Source organism: Enterobacter sp. UCD-UG_FMILLET, assembly GCF_000762975.1.
Lineage (GTDB): Bacteria > Pseudomonadota > Gammaproteobacteria > Enterobacterales > Enterobacteriaceae > Enterobacter > Enterobacter dykesii.
Genome location: NZ_JRJC01000006.1, coordinates 247,371 through 268,667, shown reverse-complemented (window position 1 = coordinate 268,667; position 21,297 = coordinate 247,371). Strand labels below are relative to the sequence as shown.

Here is a 21,297-nt window from a genome sequence, read left to right as displayed (position 1 = left end):
CTAACACCGTTTGGCAGGAAAAGGATAACAAAAATGACACATCCAATTGTTGACGCTCTGCGGGACACCGAAGATCGGTTCACTGAACTTCGTCGCGAATTTCACCGACACCCCGAAATTGGCTTCGAGGAGCACAAAACCAGCGACCGCGTCGCGTCACTCCTTCAACTGTGGGGCTATGAGGTCCACCGGGGAATGGCAAAAACCGGGGTGGTTGGCACCCTGAAGGTGGGCAACAGCAGCAAAAGCCTGGGCCTGCGCGCCGACATGGATGCGCTGCCAATGCAGGAAAACAGCGGCAAGGCGTGGAGTAGCACCGTCGAGGGAAAATTCCACGGCTGCGGGCACGATGGCCACACCACCACGCTGCTCTATGCCGCAGAATATTTGGCCCGCACCCGCAACTTTAGCGGTACGTTACATCTCATTTTTCAACCTGCGGAAGAGCTGCTGTATGGCGGACGCGTCATGCTGGAGGATGGCCTGTTTGAGCAGTTCCCCTGCGACCATATTTTCGGCCTGCACAATATGCCCTCCCAGCCGCTCGGGAAAATCGGCCTTCGCGATGGCGCCATGATGGCCTCTTCGGACACCGTTCATATTGAAGTCAACGGGGTGGGAGGACACGGCGCCGTTCCGGAACACACCGTCGATGCCACGCTGGTTGCCTGCCACATCACCCTCGCCCTGCAGTCGATTGTGTCGAGGAATATCACCCCGTTCCAGCCGGTCGTCGTGACCGTGGGCAGCATCCAGGCGGGTCATGCTCCGAATATCATCAACGACAAGGTGTTAATGAAGCTAACCGTTCGCACGCTGGATGAAACGGTGCGTCAAACCGTGCTGCAGCGGATCCATGATATCGCCGTGGCGCAGGCTGAGAGCTTCAACGCCACGGCCACGATCCGTCACGTGAACGGGAGTCCGGTGCTAAGGAATAACCCGCAGGCCAATGAAATGGTGCGTACGGTAGCGACCGACCTGTTCGGTCAGGATGCCGTCTCGTCGGTGAATGCCTTTATGGGAAGCGAAGATTTTGCGTTCATGCTCGAGAAAAATCCCAACGGCTGCTACTTCACCCTCGGTGCGGGAGATGAGCCTGAGCGCTGCATGGTGCATAACCCAGGCTATGACTTTAATGACAAGCTTCTCCTCACCGGCGCGGCACTCTGGTGCGCGTTGACCGAACATTATCTGCGTTAATTCTCGCCCACCCCGGAGGCTTGCACGATGAGTACCGTTCCCCTGACAGGCACACCGACCTACGCCGGTAACGATCGGCTGCTGGCCGGTATTGTGATGAGCGTTCTGACGTTCTGGTTATTTGCGCAGTCGGTGATTAACGTTGTCCCGGCAATGAAAAATAGCCTGACTATCTCCCTCGAAACCCTCACGCTGGCGGTCAGCCTCAGCGCCTTGTTCAGCGGCTGTTTTGTCGTTGCCTGCGGGGGATTTGCCGACAAGTTTGGGCGTATGCGCATGACCTATATCGGCCTGACGCTGAGCATCGTCGGAAGCGCCCTGCTTTTCATCTCGTGGGAGCCGGTCCTGTTTTTGCTGGGAAGAGCGATACAGGGGCTGTCAGCGGCCTGCATCATGCCCGCCACGCTGGCGCTGATTAAAACCTGGTATGAAGGAAACGCGCGGCAGCGGGCCATCAGCTTTTGGGTCATTGGTTCATGGGGCGGCAGCGGCCTGAGCGCGTTTGTCGGCGGGACTATTGCCACCACGCTCGGCTGGCGCTGGATTTTTGTTTTTTCCATGCTGGTCGCGGTGGCGGCGCTGCTGCTGATCCGCGGTACGCCGGAAAGCCAAAGCGACGCCGCGAGCCGCCATAAGCTGGATATCAGCGGCCTGGTGAGCTTTGTCTGCATGCTGGTGCTGCTGAACCTGTTTATCAGTAAAGGGCACAGCTGGGGCTGGAGCAGCGTTTTATCGCTACTTGTGCTGGGTGGCGCCGCGCTGGCAGCGGTCTGCTTTGTGCTTACCGGGCGACGTAAAGGTGATGTGGCGCTGATTGATTTTGCCCTGTTTAAAAACCGGGCCTACAGCGCGTCGGTATTCTCAAATTTTTTGCTCAACGGCTGCATTGGCACCATGATGATCGCCAGTATCTGGCTGCAGCAAGGACACCATCTTTCGCCGCTACAAACCGGCATCATGACGCTAGGATATCTGGTCACCGTGCTGGCGATGATTCGGGTCGGGGAAAAGCTGCTCCAGCGTTACGGGGCGCGCCTGCCGATGATGACCGGGCCGCTGCTGACCGCAACGGGTATCACGCTGATCTCCTGCACTTTCTTAAGCAAAGAGATCTATATTGTCACCGTTTTTCTCAGCAACATTTTATTTGGCCTGGGGCTGGGGTGTTACGCCACGCCGTCAACGGATACTGCGGTAATGAATGCGCCTGAAAACAAAGTTGGCGTGGCCTCAGGGGTTTACAAGATGGGCAGTTCGCTGGGCGGAGCAATGGGGATCGCCGTTACCGCGTCGCTGTATGCGCTGCTGCTGCCGCTGGGAATGGCCAGCGCCGCACAGTATGCGCTACTCTTCAACAGCGCAATTTGTCTCGCTTCGGCGGGAGTCACCTGGGCATTGCTTCCTTCAGAACGGGCCCCGCGATAGGCGGGGCCGCGCAACGATCAGGCAATATTCAGATATTTGTGCGTCTGCATCGACAGGCGCCAGTTATGCGCAATACAGGTTTCAATGCACAGGCGCGTTGCATCCTCTTTCTGGCTGATAGGCTGCAGGGCAATCACCCGCTGCTTTTCATCCGTCAGCGTGGCCAGCAGTTCTTCCAGCGCTTCGATATCACGCACGCGCCCTACCGGGTGCTTAATCTCATCCGCGCGCTCCAGCGCCTGAGACAGCACGTCATACCCGCCGCGCATATTCACTTTTGGCGATACCGTTACCCAGGTCGTGTGTGAACAGCGCACTTCATGGGTGCCGCTGGTTTCAATCTGGCAGCTGTAGCCGTTCTTTTCGAGCAGCTCGGTCAGCGGCGTCAGATCGTGGATGCAGGGTTCACCGCCGGTGATCACCACGTGGCGCGCCGTCCAGCCCTGACGACCAATAATGGCCAGCAGATCTTCAGAACTGCCCGCGCCCCACTTATCGCTCTCTTTGGTTTTCGCCAGAATGCTAAACAGCGACACTTCCCGATCTGCGAGCTTATCCCACGTATGTTTGGTATCACACCAGGCACAGCCAACCGGGCATCCCTGTAAACGAATGAAAATAGCGGGAACGCCGGTAAAGTAACCCTCGCCTTGCAGGGTCTGGAACATCTCGTTAATCGGGTACTGCATAGTCATCTCAGTAAAGGGGATAAACGATAAGTATCGCAGATCCCCGCCGGATGGTCATGCTCCATCGGTGCTTTGCGCGCCAATCGCCGCCATAAAACGCTCGGTAATTTGCTGCGGGCGGGTGATCGCGCCGCCGACGACGACCGTATGCGCGCCCAGCGCCAGGCATCTGGCCGCGCGTTCAGGCGTATCCACGTTCCCTTCGGCAACCACGGGAACCGTCACAGCAGCCAGCACGGCCTTCAGGAACGCGCAGTCACTCTCAGGAAGCGAATGGCCCGCCGTTTCCGCCGTATAGCCGTAAAGCGTGGTGCCGACGCAGTCGAAGCCCAGCGCCTGCGCCGTCACGGCTTCGTCCACGGAGGAAATATCGGCCATCAGCAGTACCGCGGGATAGCGCGAGCGGATGCGCGAGACCAGCGTTTCCAGGGATTCACCACCGGGACGCTCGCGCGCCGTCGCATCAAGCGCAATGATTTCCGGAGAGATGCTCATGAGCTCATCCACCTCTTTCATCGTGGCGGTGATAAACACCTCGCTTTCCGGGTAATCCCGTTTGATGATGCCGATAACAGGCAAAGAGACCTGCTGCTTAATGGCCTCAATATCGACCACGCTGTTGGCACGAATGGCCGCGGCTCCGCCCTGCGCCGCCGCCAGCGCCATCCGCGACATAATAAACGGGCTGTGCAGCGGTTCATTCTCCAGCGCCTGACAGGAGACGACCAGTTTTCCCTTCAGGTTATCCAGTACAGTTTTCATTACGATAAGATCTCTTCCACTTCGTTTTTGATAATCGTGACGTGCGGGCCATAGATGACCTGAACCCCGTTACCGCGCACGATAACGCCGCGCGCGCCGGTGGCTTTCAGCGCCGCGTCATTCACTTTGCTGCCGTCCTTCACCGTGACGCGAAGCCGCGTGGCGCAGGAGTCCACCTCTTCCAGATTCTCTTTTCCGCCTAATCCGGCGATTACCGCAACGGCGCGCTCGCTCTGCGAGAAGGTCACTTCACTGGCTATCGCCTCCTTTTCCCGACCCGGCGTGGCAAAATCGAAGCGGTTAATCAGGTAGCGGAAGGTGAAGTAGTAAAGGAAGAACCACGGCACGCCGACCAGCGGAACGAACATCCAGTTAGTTTTGGCCTCCCCCTGCAAAATGCCGAACAGCACGAAGTCGATGAAACCGCCGGAGAAGGTTTGCCCGATGGTGATATGCAGCATGTGCGCGAGCATGAATGCCAGCCCGTCAAACAGCGCATGAATGACGTAAAGCACCGGCGCAATAAACAGGAAGGAGAACTCGATAGGCTCGGTAATCCCGGTCAGGAACGAGGTTAACGCCGCAGAGAGCAGCAGGCCGGCAACGCGCTTTTTGTTCTCCGGTTTTGCCGTGTGGTACATCGCCAGACACGCGCCGAGCAGGCCAAACATCATCGTAATAAAGCGCCCGGACATGAAGCGCGACGTGCCCTCATAGAAATGCTGCGTGTTCGGGTCGGCCAGCTGGGCGAAGAAGATCCGCTGTGTGCCCTCAACGAGGTGACCGTTAACAATCTCACTGCCGCCGAGCGCGGTGGTCCAGAACGGCAGATAGAAGATGTGGTGCAAACCAAACGGGCCCAGCATGCGTAAAATAAAGCCGTACAGCAGGGTGCCAAGATAGCCGGTGGCATCCACCAGCCCGCCGAGACCAAAAATCAGCTTCTGGAAATGCGGCCAGATCACGGTCATGAGCGCGCCGACGAGTATCGCCGCCAGCGAGCTGATAATGGGAACAAAGCGCGAGCCGCCAAAAAAGCCCAGGAATTGCGGAAGTGCAATCTTGTTAAACCGGTGATGGAGCGCGCAGGTCACCAGCCCAATCACCACGCCGCCAAACACGCCGGTTTCCAGCGTCTGGATCCCCAGCGTCATGCCCTGCCCCACAGCGCCCGGGTTGTCGTGCGCCAGTTTGCCGGTGAGGATCAGCAGCGCGTTGATGGTGGCATTCATCACCAGAAACGCGAGCAACGCCGCCAGCCCAGCAGTGCCCTTATCGCTTTTTGCCAACCCGACGGCTACCCCAACCGCAAACAGCACCGAGAGGTTCGCAAACACGATTGAACCGGCGCTGCTCATGATGGTGAAAATGGCCTGAAGCCAGCCCACATCTAAAAACGGATAAGCCGCCAGCGTATTGGGATTCGATAGCGCACCGCCTATCCCCAGCAGCAGACCCGCCGCGGGCAGCACGGCGATAGGCAACATAAAGGATTTACCAAAGCGCTGCGCTTTTTCAAACCATCCCCCCGAAGAAGCGCCACTGAACATTTGCATCATTTTTTCATCTCCCCATTAAACGATGAAAATTTTTACCATATAAATTACATTCAGTGAAAATTATCATCAAAAACCAGGAAGCCGATCATACTTTTTCAAAATGACTGGCATCTTTCCCCTCCTTTCCGCCACACTAGTCGCAGCGAAACACATTAAGGACGTGGCATGTCGGACCATGAAAATCTGCTGCTGAAGCTCCGCCAGGAGGCTTCCGGGTACAGCCCAACGCAACAAAAACTCGGCGAGTTTGTCCTCAGCGATCCTGCCCGGGTGCTCTACCTGACGATCACTGAACTGGCGCGCGAGAGCCACACCAGCGAGGCCAGCGTCACGCGCCTTTGCCGGACGCTGGGCTGCAAGGGCTATAACGAATTTAAAATGGCGCTTGCGCTCGATATTCAGCAGGGCCAGCCCGCGCGTCAGGCGGGGGATGAGATTGATAACGTCGTGGATGAGTCGGTGCAGGCTTTGCAGGATACCGCCCGACTCCTCGACCGCACGCTACTTGAAAAGGCGGCGCTGGCGCTGCACCAGGCGCAATCCGTGCAGATTTATGGCGTCGCGGCCAGCGCGATCCTCGGGGAGTATCTGCATTACAAGCTGTTGCGGCTGGGCAAACCCGCACAGCTGTTTAGCGATATGCACCGCGCGGCCATGAATGCGACAACGCTTTCGAAAGAGACCCTGGTTGTGGCCATCTCCAGCTCGGGTTCAACGCGGGATTTGCTCCACGTGGTGAAGCTTGCCCGCAAGCGCGGCGTTAAGGTTCTGGCACTCAGCAATACGCCCCGCAGCCCGCTGGCGTCTCTGAGCGACATGCAGCTGGTTGCCGCCAAACCAGAAGGCCCCCTTAGCGCAGGTGCGCTCAATGCTAAGGTTGGGGTGATGCTGCTGGTCGAGCTGCTGACCACGTCCATGATTGCGCTGGATGGTCATTACGGCGACGTTAGCCAGCAAACAGCCAGCGCCACGCTTCCCCTTTTGCTCTGAAAATCATTCGCAGGCTAAATAAATCGGCCTGCGACTTATGTTGTCTGATTTGAGTTAAGTGGTATTTAAAACATTTATTCGATAGATGTTTGGTGTAACAAATTATTATATTTATTACATTTTGAATTACGTTCACCATTCGACGCAGAGTTCACAAAAGAATTTAAATTCAACTAGTTAGAATTTAAATTTTAATAGAGTGAATTTTTACCATTGCGATAGTGTCCAATATCTCCACCTGATTTCCTTTCCTTAAAATAAGCTTAAGACGCCATTGATTTCGGCGATTTATTATTTAAATGCCGTTTACTTTTGCGCGCCTACAATCCGCCTCATCAATCATAATGAGACGGTATTAATGAAGATGTTACTGATTACAGGCGTGACCGGATTTCTGGGCGGTGCAGTTCTTGAAAAAATCCTGACCAACGATCAATCCGCAAAACTCCTTTTGCTTGCGCGCGCCGGCGATCCGCAGAGCGGGCTGGAGCGCGTACTGGATAACATGCGCAAGTTCAACGTTCCCGAGGACAAACTGGCCTCCCTGAAGGTGGATAATATCCTGATTGGCGATCTCAGCCAGCCTGAAGCCTTTCTCAACGATCCCCGTCTGGATCGGGTTACGCATGTCGTTAACTGTGCGGCCGTCGCCTCATTTGGTAACAACCCGCTGATCTGGAAGGTCAACGTTGAAGGAACGCTGGCGCTGGCGCGCCGCATGGAGCAGGTCACGGGCCTGCAGCGTTTCCTCCACGTCGGCACCGCGATGTCATGCACGCCGGAGCAGGATTCCCTGGTCGCCGAAAGCGCTGAATTCAGAGAGAATGCTGAACACCTGGTGGAATACACGTTTTCGAAGTCAACCATCGAACAGCTAATGCGCCAGAAGTGCCCTAACCTGCCGCTGCTCATCGCCCGTCCGTCCATCGTCGTCGGCCATACCCGTCACGGCTGCACGCCGTCGAGCAGCATTTTCTGGGTCTTTAGCATGGGCCTGATGCTGCAGAAGTTTATGTGCTCAATGGAAGACAGGATCGACGTTGTTCCGGTAGATTATTGCGCCGACGCGATGTTAATGCTGCTCAACAGCAACGCTCGTCCGGGAGAAGTGGTACACATTTCTGCGGGAGAAGAGAACAGCGTTCGCTTTGCGGATATCGATCAGGCAATGGCGCAGGCGCTGGAGAAAGCCCCCGTCGGGGATAAATATGCGCAGGTCAGCTACGAAACGCTGGTCAGAATGCGCCGCGAGTTGAAACATATTTTTGGGCCGTGCAACGAACGTCTGATGCTGAAAGCCATGCGTTTATACGGTGCGTTTGCCACGCTTAACGTGCGCTTCAGCAACGATAAGCTGCTGAGCATGGGAATGCCGAAGCCGCCCCGGTTTACGGATTACATCGCCCGCTGCGTGCAAACCACCCAGGGGCTGACCATTCCGGAGCAAATGGCGGTCGATTTTAAATAGCAAAAAAAATGCCAGTCTTTCGACTGGCATTTTCATTTTAAGGCTTAAGCAATTATGCCTGGCCTTTGATCTCTTTACGACCGTTGTATGGTGCTTTTTCGCCCAGCGCTTCTTCGATACGAATCAGCTGGTTGTATTTAGCAACACGGTCAGAACGGCTCATAGAACCGGTTTTGATCTGGCCTGCAGCGGTACCCACAGCCAGGTCGGCAATGGTAGCGTCTTCAGTTTCGCCAGAACGGTGAGAGATAACAGCGGTGTAGCCAGCGTCTTTCGCCATTTTGATCGCAGCCAGAGTTTCGGTCAGAGAACCGATCTGGTTGAATTTGATCAGGATGGAGTTAACGATGCCTTTCTCGATACCTTCTTTCAGGATCTTGGTGTTGGTTACGAACAGGTCGTCACCAACCAGCTGGATTTTGTCGCCCAGTACTTTAGTCTGGTATGCGAAGCCAGCCCAGTCAGACTCGTCCAGACCGTCTTCGATAGACACGATTGGGTACTGTTTGGTCAGGTCTTCCAGGAAGTGAGTGAACTCTTCGGAGGTGAACGCTTTATTGCCTTCGCCAGCCAGAACGTATTTACCGTCTTTGTAGAATTCAGATGCTGCACAGTCCATCGCCAGGGTGATGTCTTTGCCCAGCTCGTAGCCAGCAGCTTTAACTGCTTCTGCGATAACGGCCAGCGCTTCTGCGTTAGAACCCAGGTTTGGCGCATAGCCACCTTCGTCACCAACAGCCGTGTTCATACCTTTAGCTTTCAGAACTTTAGCCAGGTTGTGGAACACTTCAGAACCCATACGTACGGCTTCTTTCAGGGATTTCGCGCCAACTGGCTGAATCATGAATTCCTGAATATCAACGTTGTTGTCTGCGTGCTCACCGCCGTTGATGATGTTCATCATTGGTACAGGCATGGAGTATTTGCCTGGGGTGCCGTTCAGTTCAGCGATGTGCTCGAACAGTGGCATACCTTTAGCAGCCGCAGCCGCTTTGGCGTTCGCCAGGGAAACGGCCAGGATTGCGTTCGCACCGAAGTTAGATTTGTTTTCAGTACCGTCCAGATCGATCATGATCTTGTCGATGCCAGCCTGGTCTTTGGCGTCTTTGCCAAGGATTGCCTGAGCAATCGGACCGTTTACAGCGCCAACCGCTTTCAGTACGCCTTTGCCCAGGAAGCGGGATTTGTCGCCATCGCGCAGTTCCAGCGCTTCGCGAGAACCAGTAGAAGCACCTGATGGAGCAGCAGCCATACCAACGAAACCACCTTCCAGGTGAACTTCGGCTTCAACGGTCGGGTTACCACGGGAGTCGATGATTTCACGACCGATGACTTTAACGATTTTGGACATTAGATTTTCCTCAGTACAAGTTAAACTAAAACTCCAGACAAACAACGCGTACCAAAGGTACGCGTTGCCGTTCTAACTTTTTTTACTTCGCCTGACGCTTCTGGTAGTCGCTGGCGGCCTTCACGAAGCCTGCAAACAGCGGATGCCCGTCACGTGGCGTTGAAGTAAATTCCGGGTGGAACTGGCAGGCGACAAACCACGGATGGTTTGGCACTTCAATGATCTCGACTAACTGATCATCCCCGGAGCGGCCCGCAACACGCAGGCCCGCGGCTTCAATAGGTTTCAACAGCATGTTGTTGACTTCATAGCGGTGACGATGGCGCTCGGTGATGACCGGCTCGCCATACAGCTTGCGAACCACGCTATCGTCAGACAGCTGGCAGGCCTGTGCGCCAAGACGCATGGTGCCACCCAGATCGCTCTTCTCGGTACGGACTTCGACGTTACCTTCTTCGTCACGCCATTCGGTGATAAGCGCCACAACAGGGTACTTACAGTCTGGCACAAATTCCGTAGAGTTCGCGTTTTCCATTCCCGCTACGTTGCGCGCAAATTCGATCAGCGCAACCTGCATACCCAGGCAGATGCCGAGGTATGGAATATTGTTTTCACGCGCATAGCGCGCGGTGGCGATCTTGCCTTCAACACCACGGTAGCCGAAGCCGCCAGGGATGAGGATAGCATCCAGATCTTTCAGGATTTCAACGCCACGCGTTTCAACATCCTGCGAATCAATCAGCTTGATGTTCACAGAAACACGGTTCTTCAGACCACCGTGTTTCAGCGCTTCGATCACTGACTTATAGGCATCCGGCAGCTCAATGTACTTGCCGACCATACCGATAGTCACTTCGCCTGCCGGGTTGGCTTCTTCGTAAATAACCTGTTCCCATTCAGACAGGTTCGCTTCCGGACAGTTCAAGCTGAATCGTTTACAAATATAATCGTCCAGGCCCTGCGATTTCAACAGGCCCGGGATTTTATAAATGGAATCGACATCTTTCATTGAAATAACGGCTTTTTCAGGCACGTTACAGAACAATGCAATTTTCGCACGTTCGTTCGCCGGAACCGCGCGATCGGAGCGGCAAACCAGGATGTCTGGCTGAATACCAATGGAGAGCAGTTCTTTCACAGAGTGCTGAGTCGGCTTGGTTTTCACTTCACCTGCGGCGGCCATGTACGGCACCAGAGTCAGGTGCATGAACAGCGCGTGCTCACGGCCGATATCTACCGCCAGCTGACGAATCGCTTCCAGGAATGGCAGGGATTCGATATCACCCACGGTACCGCCGATTTCAACCAGCACCACATCGTGGCCTTCGCCACCCGCAACAATGCGTTCTTTAATTGCGTTAGTGATGTGCGGGATAACCTGAACGGTTGCACCCAGATAGTCACCACGGCGCTCTTTACGCAGAACGTCGGAGTAGATGCGACCAGTCGTGAAGTTGTTACGACGGGTCATTTTGGTGCGGATGAAACGCTCGTAGTGGCCAAGATCCAGATCGGTTTCAGCGCCGTCTTCAGTAACGAACACTTCCCCGTGTTGGATTGGGCTCATGGTGCCCGGATCGACGTTGATGTACGGATCCAGTTTCATCATGGTCACATTGAGGCCACGGGCTTCAAGAATGGCTGCGAGGGAGGCTGCGGCAATGCCTTTACCCAGAGAGGATACGACCCCGCCGGTCACAAAAATATAGTTCGTTGTCATGCTGAACCTGAGAAGTTAGGGTGAAACGATGGAATAACCAGGACGGGAAAGTAGTATACCCGAACACGGCGAGCGCCACAAACTTTCATTCTCCGTCTCCATTCCAGGCCATGACAAACATAAGGAGTGAGAAAATAGCCCCTTTTGGGTAAATGTTTTTGACGCAAATCAAGCGCTTGTCATTTAAAAAATCACACAAATTGCGCTTGATCGCAAAATTTCGTTAGAGATCAGATTCCTGGCGCTTTACTTCCTGCCAGACTTCTTCCATTGCCTCGAGGTCAATTCCGCTCATTTCCAGGCCTCGCGAGGCGACAATCCGCTCAACTTCGCGAAAGCGCCGTTCGAATTTTAGGTTGGCTTTTTGCAGGGCGGTTTCCGCTTTTACACCCAGGTGGCGAGAAAGGTTGACGGTCGCAAACAGCAGATCGCCCATCTCCTCCTCAAGCTTTGCTTCATCCACCACCGCCTGCTGCGCTTCGTGCATGACTTCGTCAATCTCTTCGTGCACTTTATCCAGCACCGGGCCGAGGGAGGTCCAGTCAAAACCCACGGCGGAGCAGCGTTTCTGGATTTTGTGCGCGCGCATCAGCGCGGGCAGGCTCAGCGGAATATCGTCCAGCGCCGAATGCTGGGATTTTTCCGCTCGCTCGGCGCTTTTGATCTGCTCCCAGCGGGCCAGCACCTCCGCGCTGTTCCCTGCGGTGGCATCGCCGAAGATATGGGGATGACGGCGCTCAAGCTTGTCGCTGATGGCAGCGCAGATATCGTAAAAGTTAAAGCGCCCCTCTTCCTGCGCCATTTGCGCATAGAACACCACCTGGAACAGCAGATCGCCCAGCTCGCCGCGCAGGTCGTCAAAGTCTTCGCGGGAAATGGCGTCCAGCACCTCGTAGGTTTCTTCGAGGGTATAAGGCGCAATGGTGGCGAAAGTCTGCTCTTTGTCCCACGGACAGCCATTTTCCGGGTCGCGCAGGCGTTTCATGATGCCGAGCAGGCGGTCGATTTGAGTCATAGTGTTTTCCATTAAAAAACAAGCCGGGCGGCGGTAAAGCCTTACCCGGCCTACAGAAGAGTGTGTTTAACCGCCGTGCAGACGACGCGCGTCTATCACATCCGGCACCTGGTTCAGCTTGCCAAGCACGCGGCCCAGCACCTGCAGGTTGTAGATTTCGATGGTCATATCGATGGTGGCAAGCTGCTCGCGGGTATCGCTGCGGCTGGCGACGCCCAGCACGTTGACCTTCTCGTTGGCGAGAATGGTCGTGATGTCGCGCAGCAGGCCGCTGCGGTCGTTGGCAGTGACGCGCACCACCAGCGAGTAGCCAGCAGAATAGCTCTCACCCCAAACCGCTTCCACGATGCGCTCCGGCGCATGCGACTGCAGCTCGGCAAGCTGGTCACAGTCGGAACGGTGAATCGAAATTCCGCGTCCCTGAGTGATAAAGCCGACGATATCGTCGCCCGGGATTGGCTGACAGCAGCGGGCGATGTGGTGCATCAGGTTGCCCACGCCCTCGACCACCACGCGGCCGTTGTCTTTGCTGCGCTGCTGCGGCGCGTAGGTTTTCTGCTGCAGCTGCTTCAGCGCCGCCGCGTCCTGCTCTTCCGCGCTTGGCTTATTGAACTGCGCCTGCAGGAAGTTCACCATCTGATTCAGACGAATATCACCGCCGCCAATGGCCGCTAACAGCTCGTCAAGCTCGTTGAAGTTGTAGCGCGGCAGCAGGAATTTTTCCGCCTCTTTCAGGCTGATTCCGATATGCTCCAGCTCGTCGTCGAGGATCTGACGACCGGCAAGGATGTTCTTGTCACGATCCTGTTTACGGAACCAGGCGTGAATTTTCGAGCGCCCGCGGCTGGTAGTGACGTAGCCCAGGTTCGGGTTAAGCCAGTCACGGCTCGGGTTGGGCTGCTTCTGGGTAATGATTTCAATCTGGTCACCCATCTGCAGTTGATAGGTGAACGGTACGATTCGTCCGCCGATTTTCGCCCCGATGCAGCGGTGTCCCACATCGCTGTGGATGTGGTAGGCAAAATCTAGCGGCGTAGAGCCCGCCGGCAGGTCGACAACGTCCCCTTTTGGGGTAAAGACGTAGACGCGATCGTCAAAGACCTGGCTACGCACTTCGTCGAGCATCTCGCCGGAGTCGGCCATCTCTTCCTGCCACGCAATCAGCTTGCGCAGCCAGGCAATGCGGTCTTCGTGGCCAGAACGCGCTCCGCCGGACGTACCTTCTTTGTATTTCCAGTGCGCGGCAACGCCCAGCTCGGCGTCTTCATGCATCTGTTTGGTGCGGATCTGAATCTCGACCGTTTTGCCGCCAGGGCCAAGCACAACGGTATGGATAGACTGATAGCCGTTCGGTTTGGGGTTGGCGACATAGTCATCGAACTCATCGGGAAGATGACGGAAATGGGTGTGTACTATCCCCAGCGCGGCGTAGCAGTCCTGCAGACGCTCCGCCACGATACGCACGGCGCGCACGTCAAACAGCTCGTCAAAGGCGAGGTGTTTCTTCTGCATTTTGCGCCAGATGCTGTAGATATGCTTAGGCCGACCGTAGACTTCGGCGCGCACGTTCTCTTCTTTCATCGCCTGGCGCAGCCCGCCGACAAATTCCTCGATATAATGCTCGCGGTCGATACGGCGCTCGTGCAGCAGTTTGGCAATACGTTTGTATTCTGCCGGGTGCAGGTAACGGAAGCAGTAATCTTCCAGCTCCCATTTCAGCTGACCAATCCCTAAGCGGTTCGCCAGCGGCGCGTAGATATTTGTACACTCTTTGGCCGCCAGCACGCGCTCGTCTTCCGGCGCATCCTTCACCTCTCGCAGGTGGGCAATCCGCTCGGCAAGCTTGATGACCACGCAGCGGAAGTCATCCACCATGGCCAGCAGCATCCGGCGAACGTTATCGACCTGCTCAGATGAGACGGAATCGGTGTGCGCGGCTTTGAGCTGGCGAATGGCCGCCATATCGCGCACGCCGTGGATCAGCGCGACGACGGATTTCCCGACGCTGTCGCGCAGCACGTCTTCGCTGACCACGTCCGCATCCGCGAGGGGGAAGAGCAGCGCGGCCTGCAGCGTTTCAATATCCATGTTCAGCATGGATAAGATTTCCACCATCTCCACGCCGCGCCACAGGAGAAGATCGGCATCCGGATGCCCCTGCGTGGTGCGCAGACAATAGGCCCAGGTTTCGGTTAAGCGTTCACACGACTGCTGGCTGGAAATTCCCAGACTTGCGATCCATTTTTGTGGGTCAAACTCCCCAGCTTTATTGAGATGTGCACTTCTTACCGCAACCATTGTCCTCTCCTTTAGGGACCAGGGCCTGTCGAAGTCGACAAGCCAAACAAATTAGATGTGCTCGAACAACACCATCGATTCCAGATGTCCAGTGTGCGGGAACATGTCCAGCATTGCCAGACGCTGAATCTGGTAACCCGCGCTGAGTAATGCCTCGCTGTCTCGTGCAAGCGTTGCCGGGTTACAGGAAACATAGACCACGCGCTTCGGCGCGAGTTTAATAATATGTGCCATCACGCCCGGGGCACCGGCACGCGCCGGGTCGAGCAAAATTTTATCAAAGCCCTGTTTTGCCCACGGCTGTTGGGTGACATCTTCCTCAAGATTTTGATGAAAGAATGTCACATTTTGCAAGCCGTTCTGCTGCGCGTTCTCCTGCCCTTTCGCCACCAGCGCCTCAACGCCTTCCACGCCAACGACGCTGGCCGCTTTTCGCGCCAGCGGCAGCGTGAAGTTGCCCATTCCGCAGAACAGATCGAGCACCCGATCGCTTTTCTGAACGTCCAGCCACGTCAGCGCTTTCTCAACCATCAGTTGGTTAACGCCATCATTCACCTGAATGAAATCCCGCGGGCTGAACGTTAAGCGTAGCCCGTTTGACGCATACCAAGGCGCCTCACCGGTAACCTGCTCAAGTATCTCGCTTTGTGGTGCAAGGAAAAGCGCCAGGTCGTGGGAATGCGAAAAGCGTTCCAGTTTTTCGCGATCTTTTTTCGACAACGGCGCGGTATGGCGCAGGACCATCAGCGGTCCATTGTTGGCCATGACCAGTTCGACATGCCCGAGGTGGCGAACGCCGTCCAGCCCGGAAAGACAGGTGCGCACTTCCGGAAGCAATGCCTCAAGATGGGGCACCAAAATGGAGCACTGCTGCACATCGACAATGTCACTGGAACCGGCCTTGCGAAACCCCATCTCCAGACGATCCGTTTTTGGCTGATAGCTGAGGCTCAGGCGCGCGCGTCGACGATAGCCCCAGGGCTCGTCGGCGAGGATCTCATTAACGTCGTGTTTAAGCAGGCGCGCCAGCGCGCGGCTTTTGCTTTTTTGCTGTAATCCTGTGCTCGCATGCTGTTGCTGGCAGCCCCCGCAGACGCCAAAATGGGGGCAGCGAGGCACTTCGCGTTCCGGGCTATCGCTCAGTCGGCGCTTTACCTGGCCGCGCGCGTACTGGCGTTTATCTTCCGTCAGCGTAATTTCTGCTCGTTCTGATGGCAGCAAACCTGTTATAAACAGTGTCTTACCGTTGTGCCGCGCCACCCCCTGACCAAAAGGATCGAGGTCCGTGGCTTCAACAGTTATGATCTGACGCGTCGTCACGCGTCGCTTTGCAGAGTAGAATTGCGCCATCGCTGAGATTTTTCTCACATATAAACATAATTGTCCTAATTGTCCCATAACGGAACGCCATGACCAACTACAGCCTGCGTGCACGCATGATGATTTTGATCCTCGCCCCCACCGTATTGATCGGTTTGCTGCTGAGTATCTTCTTTGTGGTGCATCGCTATAACGATTTGCAGCGACAGCTGGAAGACGCCGGAGCCAGCATTATCGAACCGCTGGCGGTCTCCAGCGAGTATGGGATGAACCTGCAAAACCGGGAATCCATTGGTCAGTTAATTAGCGTCCTGCATCGTCGTCACTCGGACATCGTGCGGGCTATCTCCGTTTATGATGAAAACAACCGTCTGTTTGTTACCTCGAATTTTCACCTTGACCCGACGTCCCTGAAAATTCCTGACGGCACGCCGTTCCCGCGCCATCTCACCGTATTGCGGCGCGGCGATATCATGATCCTGCGCACGCCGATCGTGTCGGAAAGCTATTCACCCGATGAGTCAGCGCAATCCGACGCTAAATCCAGCAACAATATGCTGGGATATGTGGCGCTCGAGCTGGATCTCAAGTCGGTCCGGCTACAGCAGTACAAAGAAATTTTCATCTCTGGCGTGATGATGCTGTTCTGCATTGGCATTGCGCTGATCTTCGGCTGGCGCCTGATGCGCGACGTGACGGGCCCCATCCGCAACATGGTCAACACGGTTGACCGCATCCGCCGGGGTCAGCTCGACAGCCGTGTGGAAGGGTTTATGCTGGGCGAGCTGGATATGCTGAAAAACGGCATCAACTCGATGGCCATGTCGCTGGCGGCGTATCATGAAGAGATGCAGCACAACGTTGACCAGGCCACCTCCGACCTGCGCGAAACGCTGGAGCAAATGGAGATCCAGAACGTCGAGCTGGATCTGGCGAAAAAACGCGCCCAGGAAGCGGCACGTATTAAGTCAGAATTCCTTGCCAATATGTCGCACGAGCTGCGCACGCCGCTCAATGGCGTGATCGGCTTTACCCGCCTGACGCTGAAAAGCGAACTGAATCCTACTCAGCGCGATCACCTGCACACCATTGAACGCTCGGCCAACAACCTGCTGGCGATCATCAACGACGTGCTGGACTTCTCCAAGCTGGAAGCGGGCAAGCTGATCCTGGAAAGCATTCCGTTCCCGCTGCGCAGTACGCTCGATGAGGTGGTGACGCTGCTCGCGCACTCATCGCATGACAAAGGCCTTGAGCTGACGCTCAACATTAAAAACGACGTGCCGGATAACGTCATTGGCGATCCGCTCCGCCTACAGCAGGTCATTACTAACCTTGTCGGGAATGCCATTAAATTCACCGAAAGCGGTAATATCGACGTCCTGGTAGAGAAACGCTCGATCAGCAGTAATAAGGTGCAGATTGAAGTCCAGATCCGCGATACCGGCATCGGTATTCCGGAACGGGATCAGTCGCGTCTGTTCCAGGCGTTCCGTCAGGCGGATGCCAGTATCTCCCGCCGTCATGGCGGCACCGGTCTGGGGCTGGTAATCACGCAGCGTCTGGTGAACGAGATGGGCGGCGATATCTCTTTCCACAGCCAGCCAAACCGCGGTTCAACATTCTGGTTCCACATTAATCTGGACCTCAACCCGAACGTATTGACCGATGGCCCGGTGACGGACTGCCTGAAAGGCAAGCGTCTGGCCTACGTCGAACCTAATGCGGCGGCAGCGCAGTGTGCGCTCGATATTTTAAGCACCACGCCGCTGGAGGTGGTCTACAGCCCTACCTTCTCAGCCCTTGCCGTTGAGCATTACGACATTCTGCTGATGGGGATCCCGGTCACCTTCACCGGCGAACTGACCATGCAACAGGAGCGGCTGGCGAAAGCCGCATCGATGACCGACTATTTGCTGCTGGCGCTACCCTGCCACGCCCAGATTAATGCGGAGGAGTTGAAAAACGACGGAGCCGCCGCGTGTCTGCTGAAACCGCTCACCTCGACCCGCCTCCTGCCCGCGCTCACGGAGTATTGCCGTCATAGCCAGCATGCTCTCCCGCTGATTAACGACGAGCAAAAATTGCCGATGAGCGTGATGGCGGTGGATGATAATCCGGCCAACCTGAAGCTGATTGGCGCATTGCTTGAGGACCAGGTTCAGCACGTTGAGCTGTGCACCAGCGGCGCGCAGGCGGTTGAACAGGCGAAGCAGATGCAGTTCGATTTAATCCTGATGGATATTCAGATGCCGGGCATGGATGGCATTCGGGCCTGCGAGCTGATCCACCAGTTGCCGCATCAGCAGCAAACTCCGGTCATTGCGGTCACCGCGCACGCGATGGCCGGTCAGAAAGAGAAGCTGCTGAGCGCCGGGATGAATGACTATCTGGCGAAGCCCATCGATGAAGAGAAGCTTCATAACCTGCTGTTACGCTATAAGCCGGGTCACATTGGCGGGACATACACGGTTTCCAGCGAGCCGGTTGAAATCAGCGTTAACCAGAACGCCACCTTTGACTGGCAGCTCGCGCTGCGCCAGGCGGCCGGTAAACCCGATTTGGCCCGCGAAATGCTGCAAATGCTGGTCGCGTTTCTGCCGGAAATTCGCAATAAGGTGGAAGAGCAGCTGGTGGGTGAAAACCCGGAAGCGCTGCTGGAAGCAATCCACAAGCTGCACGGCAGCTGCGGGTACAGCGGCGTACCTCGGCTGAAAAATCTTTGCCAACTGCTGGAGCAGCAGCTGCGTTCCGGCACGCCGGAATCGGAGCTTGAACCGGAGTTCCTGGAGCTGCTGGATGAGATGGATAACGTAACGCGGGAAGCAACGAAGGTGCTGGGAAGCTGAGGTAAAAGCCCGGTGGCGCTACGCTTACCGGGCCTACAATTGCGGGTGCGGCCTGATGCCCTCTCCCACAGGGAGAGGGAGCACTACATTCCCTGCCCCACTTTCAGCACCGCCGCGATATTCCTGGCGGCCATCCTGACGTTCTCGCTGGCATTTTCCAGCGCATCCTCCAGCGAGCAGATGGTGTAGATCACGCTAAAAACCGCATCAATGCCGTGATCGTGTACCACGCCAACGTCCGCCGTCAGGCTGCCTGCAATGCCGATGACGGGTTTGTTAAAGCGTTTCGCCACTTTCGCCACGCCCACCGGGACTTTGCCGTGGATCGTCTGGCTGTCGATGCGGCCTTCTCCCGTGATCACCAGATCCGCATCGGCCACCTGGTCGGCCAGGTGTAGCGCATCGGTCACGATCTCAATGCCCTGGCGCAGCTGCGCGCCGCAAAAGGCGTACAGCGCGGCCCCCATGCCACCCGCCGCGCCGCCGCCAGCAAGGTTTAGCACGTCGATATCCAGATCCCGGGCAATGACTCTTGCATACTGCGCCAGCGCGTTGTCCAGGGTGACGATCATCTCGGGAGTGGCCCCCTTTTGCGGACCAAATACGGCTGACGCGCCATCCTTACCGGTGAGCGGATTCGTCACATCACAGGCGACCTCTATCCGGCACTCCGCCAGACGTCTGTCCAGCCCGCTCAGGTCGATACGCGCGAGTTTTCCCAGCTCGCCCCCGCCCTGCCCAAGGGGCTGCCCGCTGTCGTCCAGCAGCTTTGCCCCCAGCGCCTGCACCATCCCTGCTCCGCCGTCATTGGTGGCGCTGCCGCCAATGCCGATGATGATATGCTTAACGCCTGCGTCCAGCGCGTGACGAATAAGTTCGCCCGTCCCCCACGAGGTGGTTTTCAGGGGATTACGCTGTGAAGGAACGACCAGCTCCAGGCCGCTTGCCGCCGCCATTTCAATAAAGGCACTCTGCTCATCACCGGATAAGCCATAAAACCCTTCCACGCGCTCACCCAGCGGGCCGGTCACCGGAACATGCACAATGCGTCCCTGCGTTGCCGCGATCATCGCCTCAACCGTCCCTTCGCCACCGTCCGCGACCGGCAGTTTGACGTAAACCGCCTCGGGAAAGATCTCGCGAAAACCACGTTCTATCGCTGTCGCAACCTCAAGCGCACTCAAACTTTCCTTATACGAGTCCGGTGCGATAACAATTTTCATAAGCCATCCTTACGCATAGTCGTTACGTTAAGCATACACCACGTAAAAGACCGCCAGTGGGAGCGGTCCCAATGCGTTTATCGTACCATGCACGGGCGTTTATTGTCGAATGCCCAGTCGGGGATCAGATACTGCATCGCCATCGCGTCGTCGCGCGCGCCCAGACCGTGTTTTTGATACAGCTCATGGGCTTTCATGACCTGGTCCATATCCAGCTCAACCCCCAGCCCCGGCGTGGAAGGCACCTGCACCATGCCACCTATTATCTCAAAGGGCTGCTTAGTCAGACGCTGATTACCTTCCTGCCAGATCCAGTGCGTGTCGATAGCGGTAATCGTGCCCGGCGCGGCGGCGGCAACGTGCGTGAACATCGCCAGCGACACGTCGAAGTGGTTATTAGAGTGCGAGCCCCAGGTCAGGCCAAACTCGTGGCACATTTGCGCCACGCGCACCGACCCCTGCATCGTCCAGAAGTGCGGATCCGCCAGCGGAATGTCGACGGACTGCAATGACAGGGTGTGTCCCATCTGACGCCAGTCGGTGGCAATCATATTGGTCGCGGTCGGCAGCCCCGTGGCGCGACGGAATTCCGCCATAACTTCACGGCCCGAGAAGCCCTGTTCAGCCCCGCACGGATCTTCCGCATACGCCAGCACGCCTTTCAGCTGCTTGCCAATTTTGATCGCTTCATCTAGCGACCACGCGCCGTTCGGATCCAGCGTCACGCGTGCCTGCGGGAAACGTTTTGCCAGCGCGGTGACGGCTTCCGCCTCTTCCTCACCGGCCAGCACGCCGCCCTTCAGTTTGAAATCGTTGAAGCCATATTTTTCGTAAGCGGCTTCCGCCAGGCGCACCACCGCTTCCGGGGTCATCGCCTCGTCGTGGCGAAGTCGATACCAGTCGCATTGTTCATCCGCCTGGCTCTGATAAGGCAACGGCGTCAGCCTGCGGTCGCCGACAAAGAACAGATAGCCCAGCATTTCCACTTCGCTGCGCTGCTGCCCCTCGCCCAACAGCGACGCAACGTTAACGCCCAGATGCTGACCCAGCAGATCCAGCATCGCGGATTCAATCCCGGTCACCACATGAATGGTGGTGCGCAGATCGAAGGTCTGCAGGCCACGCCCTCCGGCATCGCGATCGGCAAAGGTATTGCGCACGGTGTTGAGGACATTTTTGTACTCGCCCAGCGCTTTGCCCACCACCAGCGGAATGGCATCTTCCAGCGTCCGGCGGATCTTCTCTCCGCCCGGAATTTCGCCCACGCCCGTATGGCCGGAATTGTCTTTGATAATGACAATGTTGCGGGTAAAGAACGGCGCATGCGCGCCGCTCAGGTTCATCAGCATGCTGTCATGACCCGCAACCGGAATGATTTGCATGGAAGTGACGACAGGGGTCGTAAAAGTACTCATCGTGTAATCC

General features: G+C 56.4%; 15 protein-coding genes. 5 read left to right on the top strand and 10 right to left on the bottom strand.

The window, feature by feature from the left end; translation table 11 throughout:
- The first annotated feature begins 33 nt into the window (after nt 1-33).
- Entirely contained in the window at nt 34-1,203 is a 1,170-nt protein-coding gene (locus LA04_RS01695; RefSeq protein WP_047650257.1) for a M20 aminoacylase family protein, read from the top strand.
- Nucleotides 1,204-1,230: 27 nt separating this feature from the next.
- Nucleotides 1,231-2,628 (top strand): MFS transporter, encoded by a 1,398-nt coding sequence (locus LA04_RS01690; RefSeq protein ID WP_047650256.1) that lies wholly within the window; start codon nt 1,231-1,233, stop codon nt 2,626-2,628.
- Nucleotides 2,629-2,645: 17 nt separating this feature from the next.
- Here the strand turns inward: LA04_RS01690 and queE are convergent, their stop codons facing one another.
- Genes queE through LA04_RS01675 form a run of 3 tightly spaced genes read right to left on the bottom strand, consistent with a single transcriptional unit; the run spans nt 2,646 to nt 5,638 of the window.
- A complete protein-coding gene (queE, locus tag LA04_RS01685; RefSeq protein ID WP_047650255.1) occupies nt 2,646-3,317 on the bottom strand; it encodes a 7-carboxy-7-deazaguanine synthase QueE in 672 nt (223 codons plus the stop codon).
- Nucleotides 3,318-3,371: 54 nt separating this feature from the next.
- Nucleotides 3,372-4,079, bottom strand: a complete 708-nt coding sequence (locus tag LA04_RS01680) for an N-acetylmannosamine-6-phosphate 2-epimerase (RefSeq protein ID WP_047650254.1) — start codon at nt 4,077-4,079, stop codon at nt 3,372-3,374.
- Entirely contained in the window at nt 4,079-5,638 is a 1,560-nt protein-coding gene (locus LA04_RS01675) for a PTS transporter subunit EIIC (RefSeq protein WP_047650253.1), read from the bottom strand. The genes LA04_RS01680 and LA04_RS01675 overlap by 1 nt, the downstream gene beginning before the upstream one ends.
- Nucleotides 5,639-5,803: 165 nt before the next feature.
- Between LA04_RS01675 and LA04_RS01670 the strand changes: the two genes are divergently transcribed.
- The gene (locus LA04_RS01670; RefSeq protein WP_010434594.1) at nt 5,804-6,628 is read left to right on the top strand and encodes a MurR/RpiR family transcriptional regulator; all 825 of its coding nucleotides are present in this window, start codon (nt 5,804-5,806) and stop codon (nt 6,626-6,628) included.
- 358 nt (nt 6,629-6,986) lie between these two features.
- Entirely contained in the window at nt 6,987-8,096 is a 1,110-nt protein-coding gene (locus LA04_RS01665; protein ID WP_047650252.1) for an SDR family oxidoreductase, read from the top strand.
- Nucleotides 8,097-8,148: 52 nt separating this feature from the next.
- Here LA04_RS01665 and eno read toward each other — a convergent pair whose 3' ends face one another.
- The 5 genes from eno to rlmD form a co-directional block, all read right to left on the bottom strand.
- Nucleotides 8,149-9,447: a phosphopyruvate hydratase gene (gene eno, locus LA04_RS01660; RefSeq protein WP_045355766.1), complete on the bottom strand. Its 1,299-nt coding sequence runs from the start codon at nt 9,445-9,447 to the stop codon at nt 8,149-8,151.
- Nucleotides 9,448-9,529: 82 nt separating this feature from the next.
- Nucleotides 9,530-11,167, bottom strand: coding sequence for a glutamine hydrolyzing CTP synthase (pyrG, locus tag LA04_RS01655; protein ID WP_023309013.1), 1,638 nt, complete (start codon nt 11,165-11,167; stop codon nt 9,530-9,532).
- 223 nt (nt 11,168-11,390) lie between these two features.
- Entirely contained in the window at nt 11,391-12,182 is a 792-nt protein-coding gene (gene mazG / locus LA04_RS01650) for a nucleoside triphosphate pyrophosphohydrolase (protein WP_047650251.1), read from the bottom strand.
- 66 nt (nt 12,183-12,248) lie between these two features.
- Nucleotides 12,249-14,480 (bottom strand): GTP diphosphokinase, encoded by a 2,232-nt coding sequence (relA, locus tag LA04_RS01645; RefSeq protein WP_008499628.1) that lies wholly within the window; start codon nt 14,478-14,480, stop codon nt 12,249-12,251.
- Nucleotides 14,481-14,531: 51 nt separating this feature from the next.
- Nucleotides 14,532-15,830: a 23S rRNA (uracil(1939)-C(5))-methyltransferase RlmD gene (gene rlmD / locus LA04_RS01640; protein WP_047650250.1), complete on the bottom strand. Its 1,299-nt coding sequence runs from the start codon at nt 15,828-15,830 to the stop codon at nt 14,532-14,534.
- A 59-nt stretch (nt 15,831-15,889) separates the two neighbouring features.
- Between rlmD and barA the strand changes: the two genes are divergently transcribed.
- The gene (barA, locus tag LA04_RS01635) at nt 15,890-18,649 is read left to right on the top strand and encodes a two-component sensor histidine kinase BarA (protein WP_047650249.1); all 2,760 of its coding nucleotides are present in this window, start codon (nt 15,890-15,892) and stop codon (nt 18,647-18,649) included.
- An 83-nt stretch (nt 18,650-18,732) separates the two neighbouring features.
- Here barA and LA04_RS01630 read toward each other — a convergent pair whose 3' ends face one another.
- On the bottom strand, nt 18,733-19,872 hold the full coding sequence (locus LA04_RS01630) for a glycerate kinase (RefSeq protein WP_032660254.1): 1,140 nt from the start codon (nt 19,870-19,872) through the stop codon (nt 18,733-18,735).
- 77 nt (nt 19,873-19,949) lie between these two features.
- Nucleotides 19,950-21,287, bottom strand: coding sequence for a glucarate dehydratase (gudD, locus tag LA04_RS01625; RefSeq protein WP_047650248.1), 1,338 nt, complete (start codon nt 21,285-21,287; stop codon nt 19,950-19,952).
- Between the last annotated feature and the right edge of the window lie 10 nt (nt 21,288-21,297).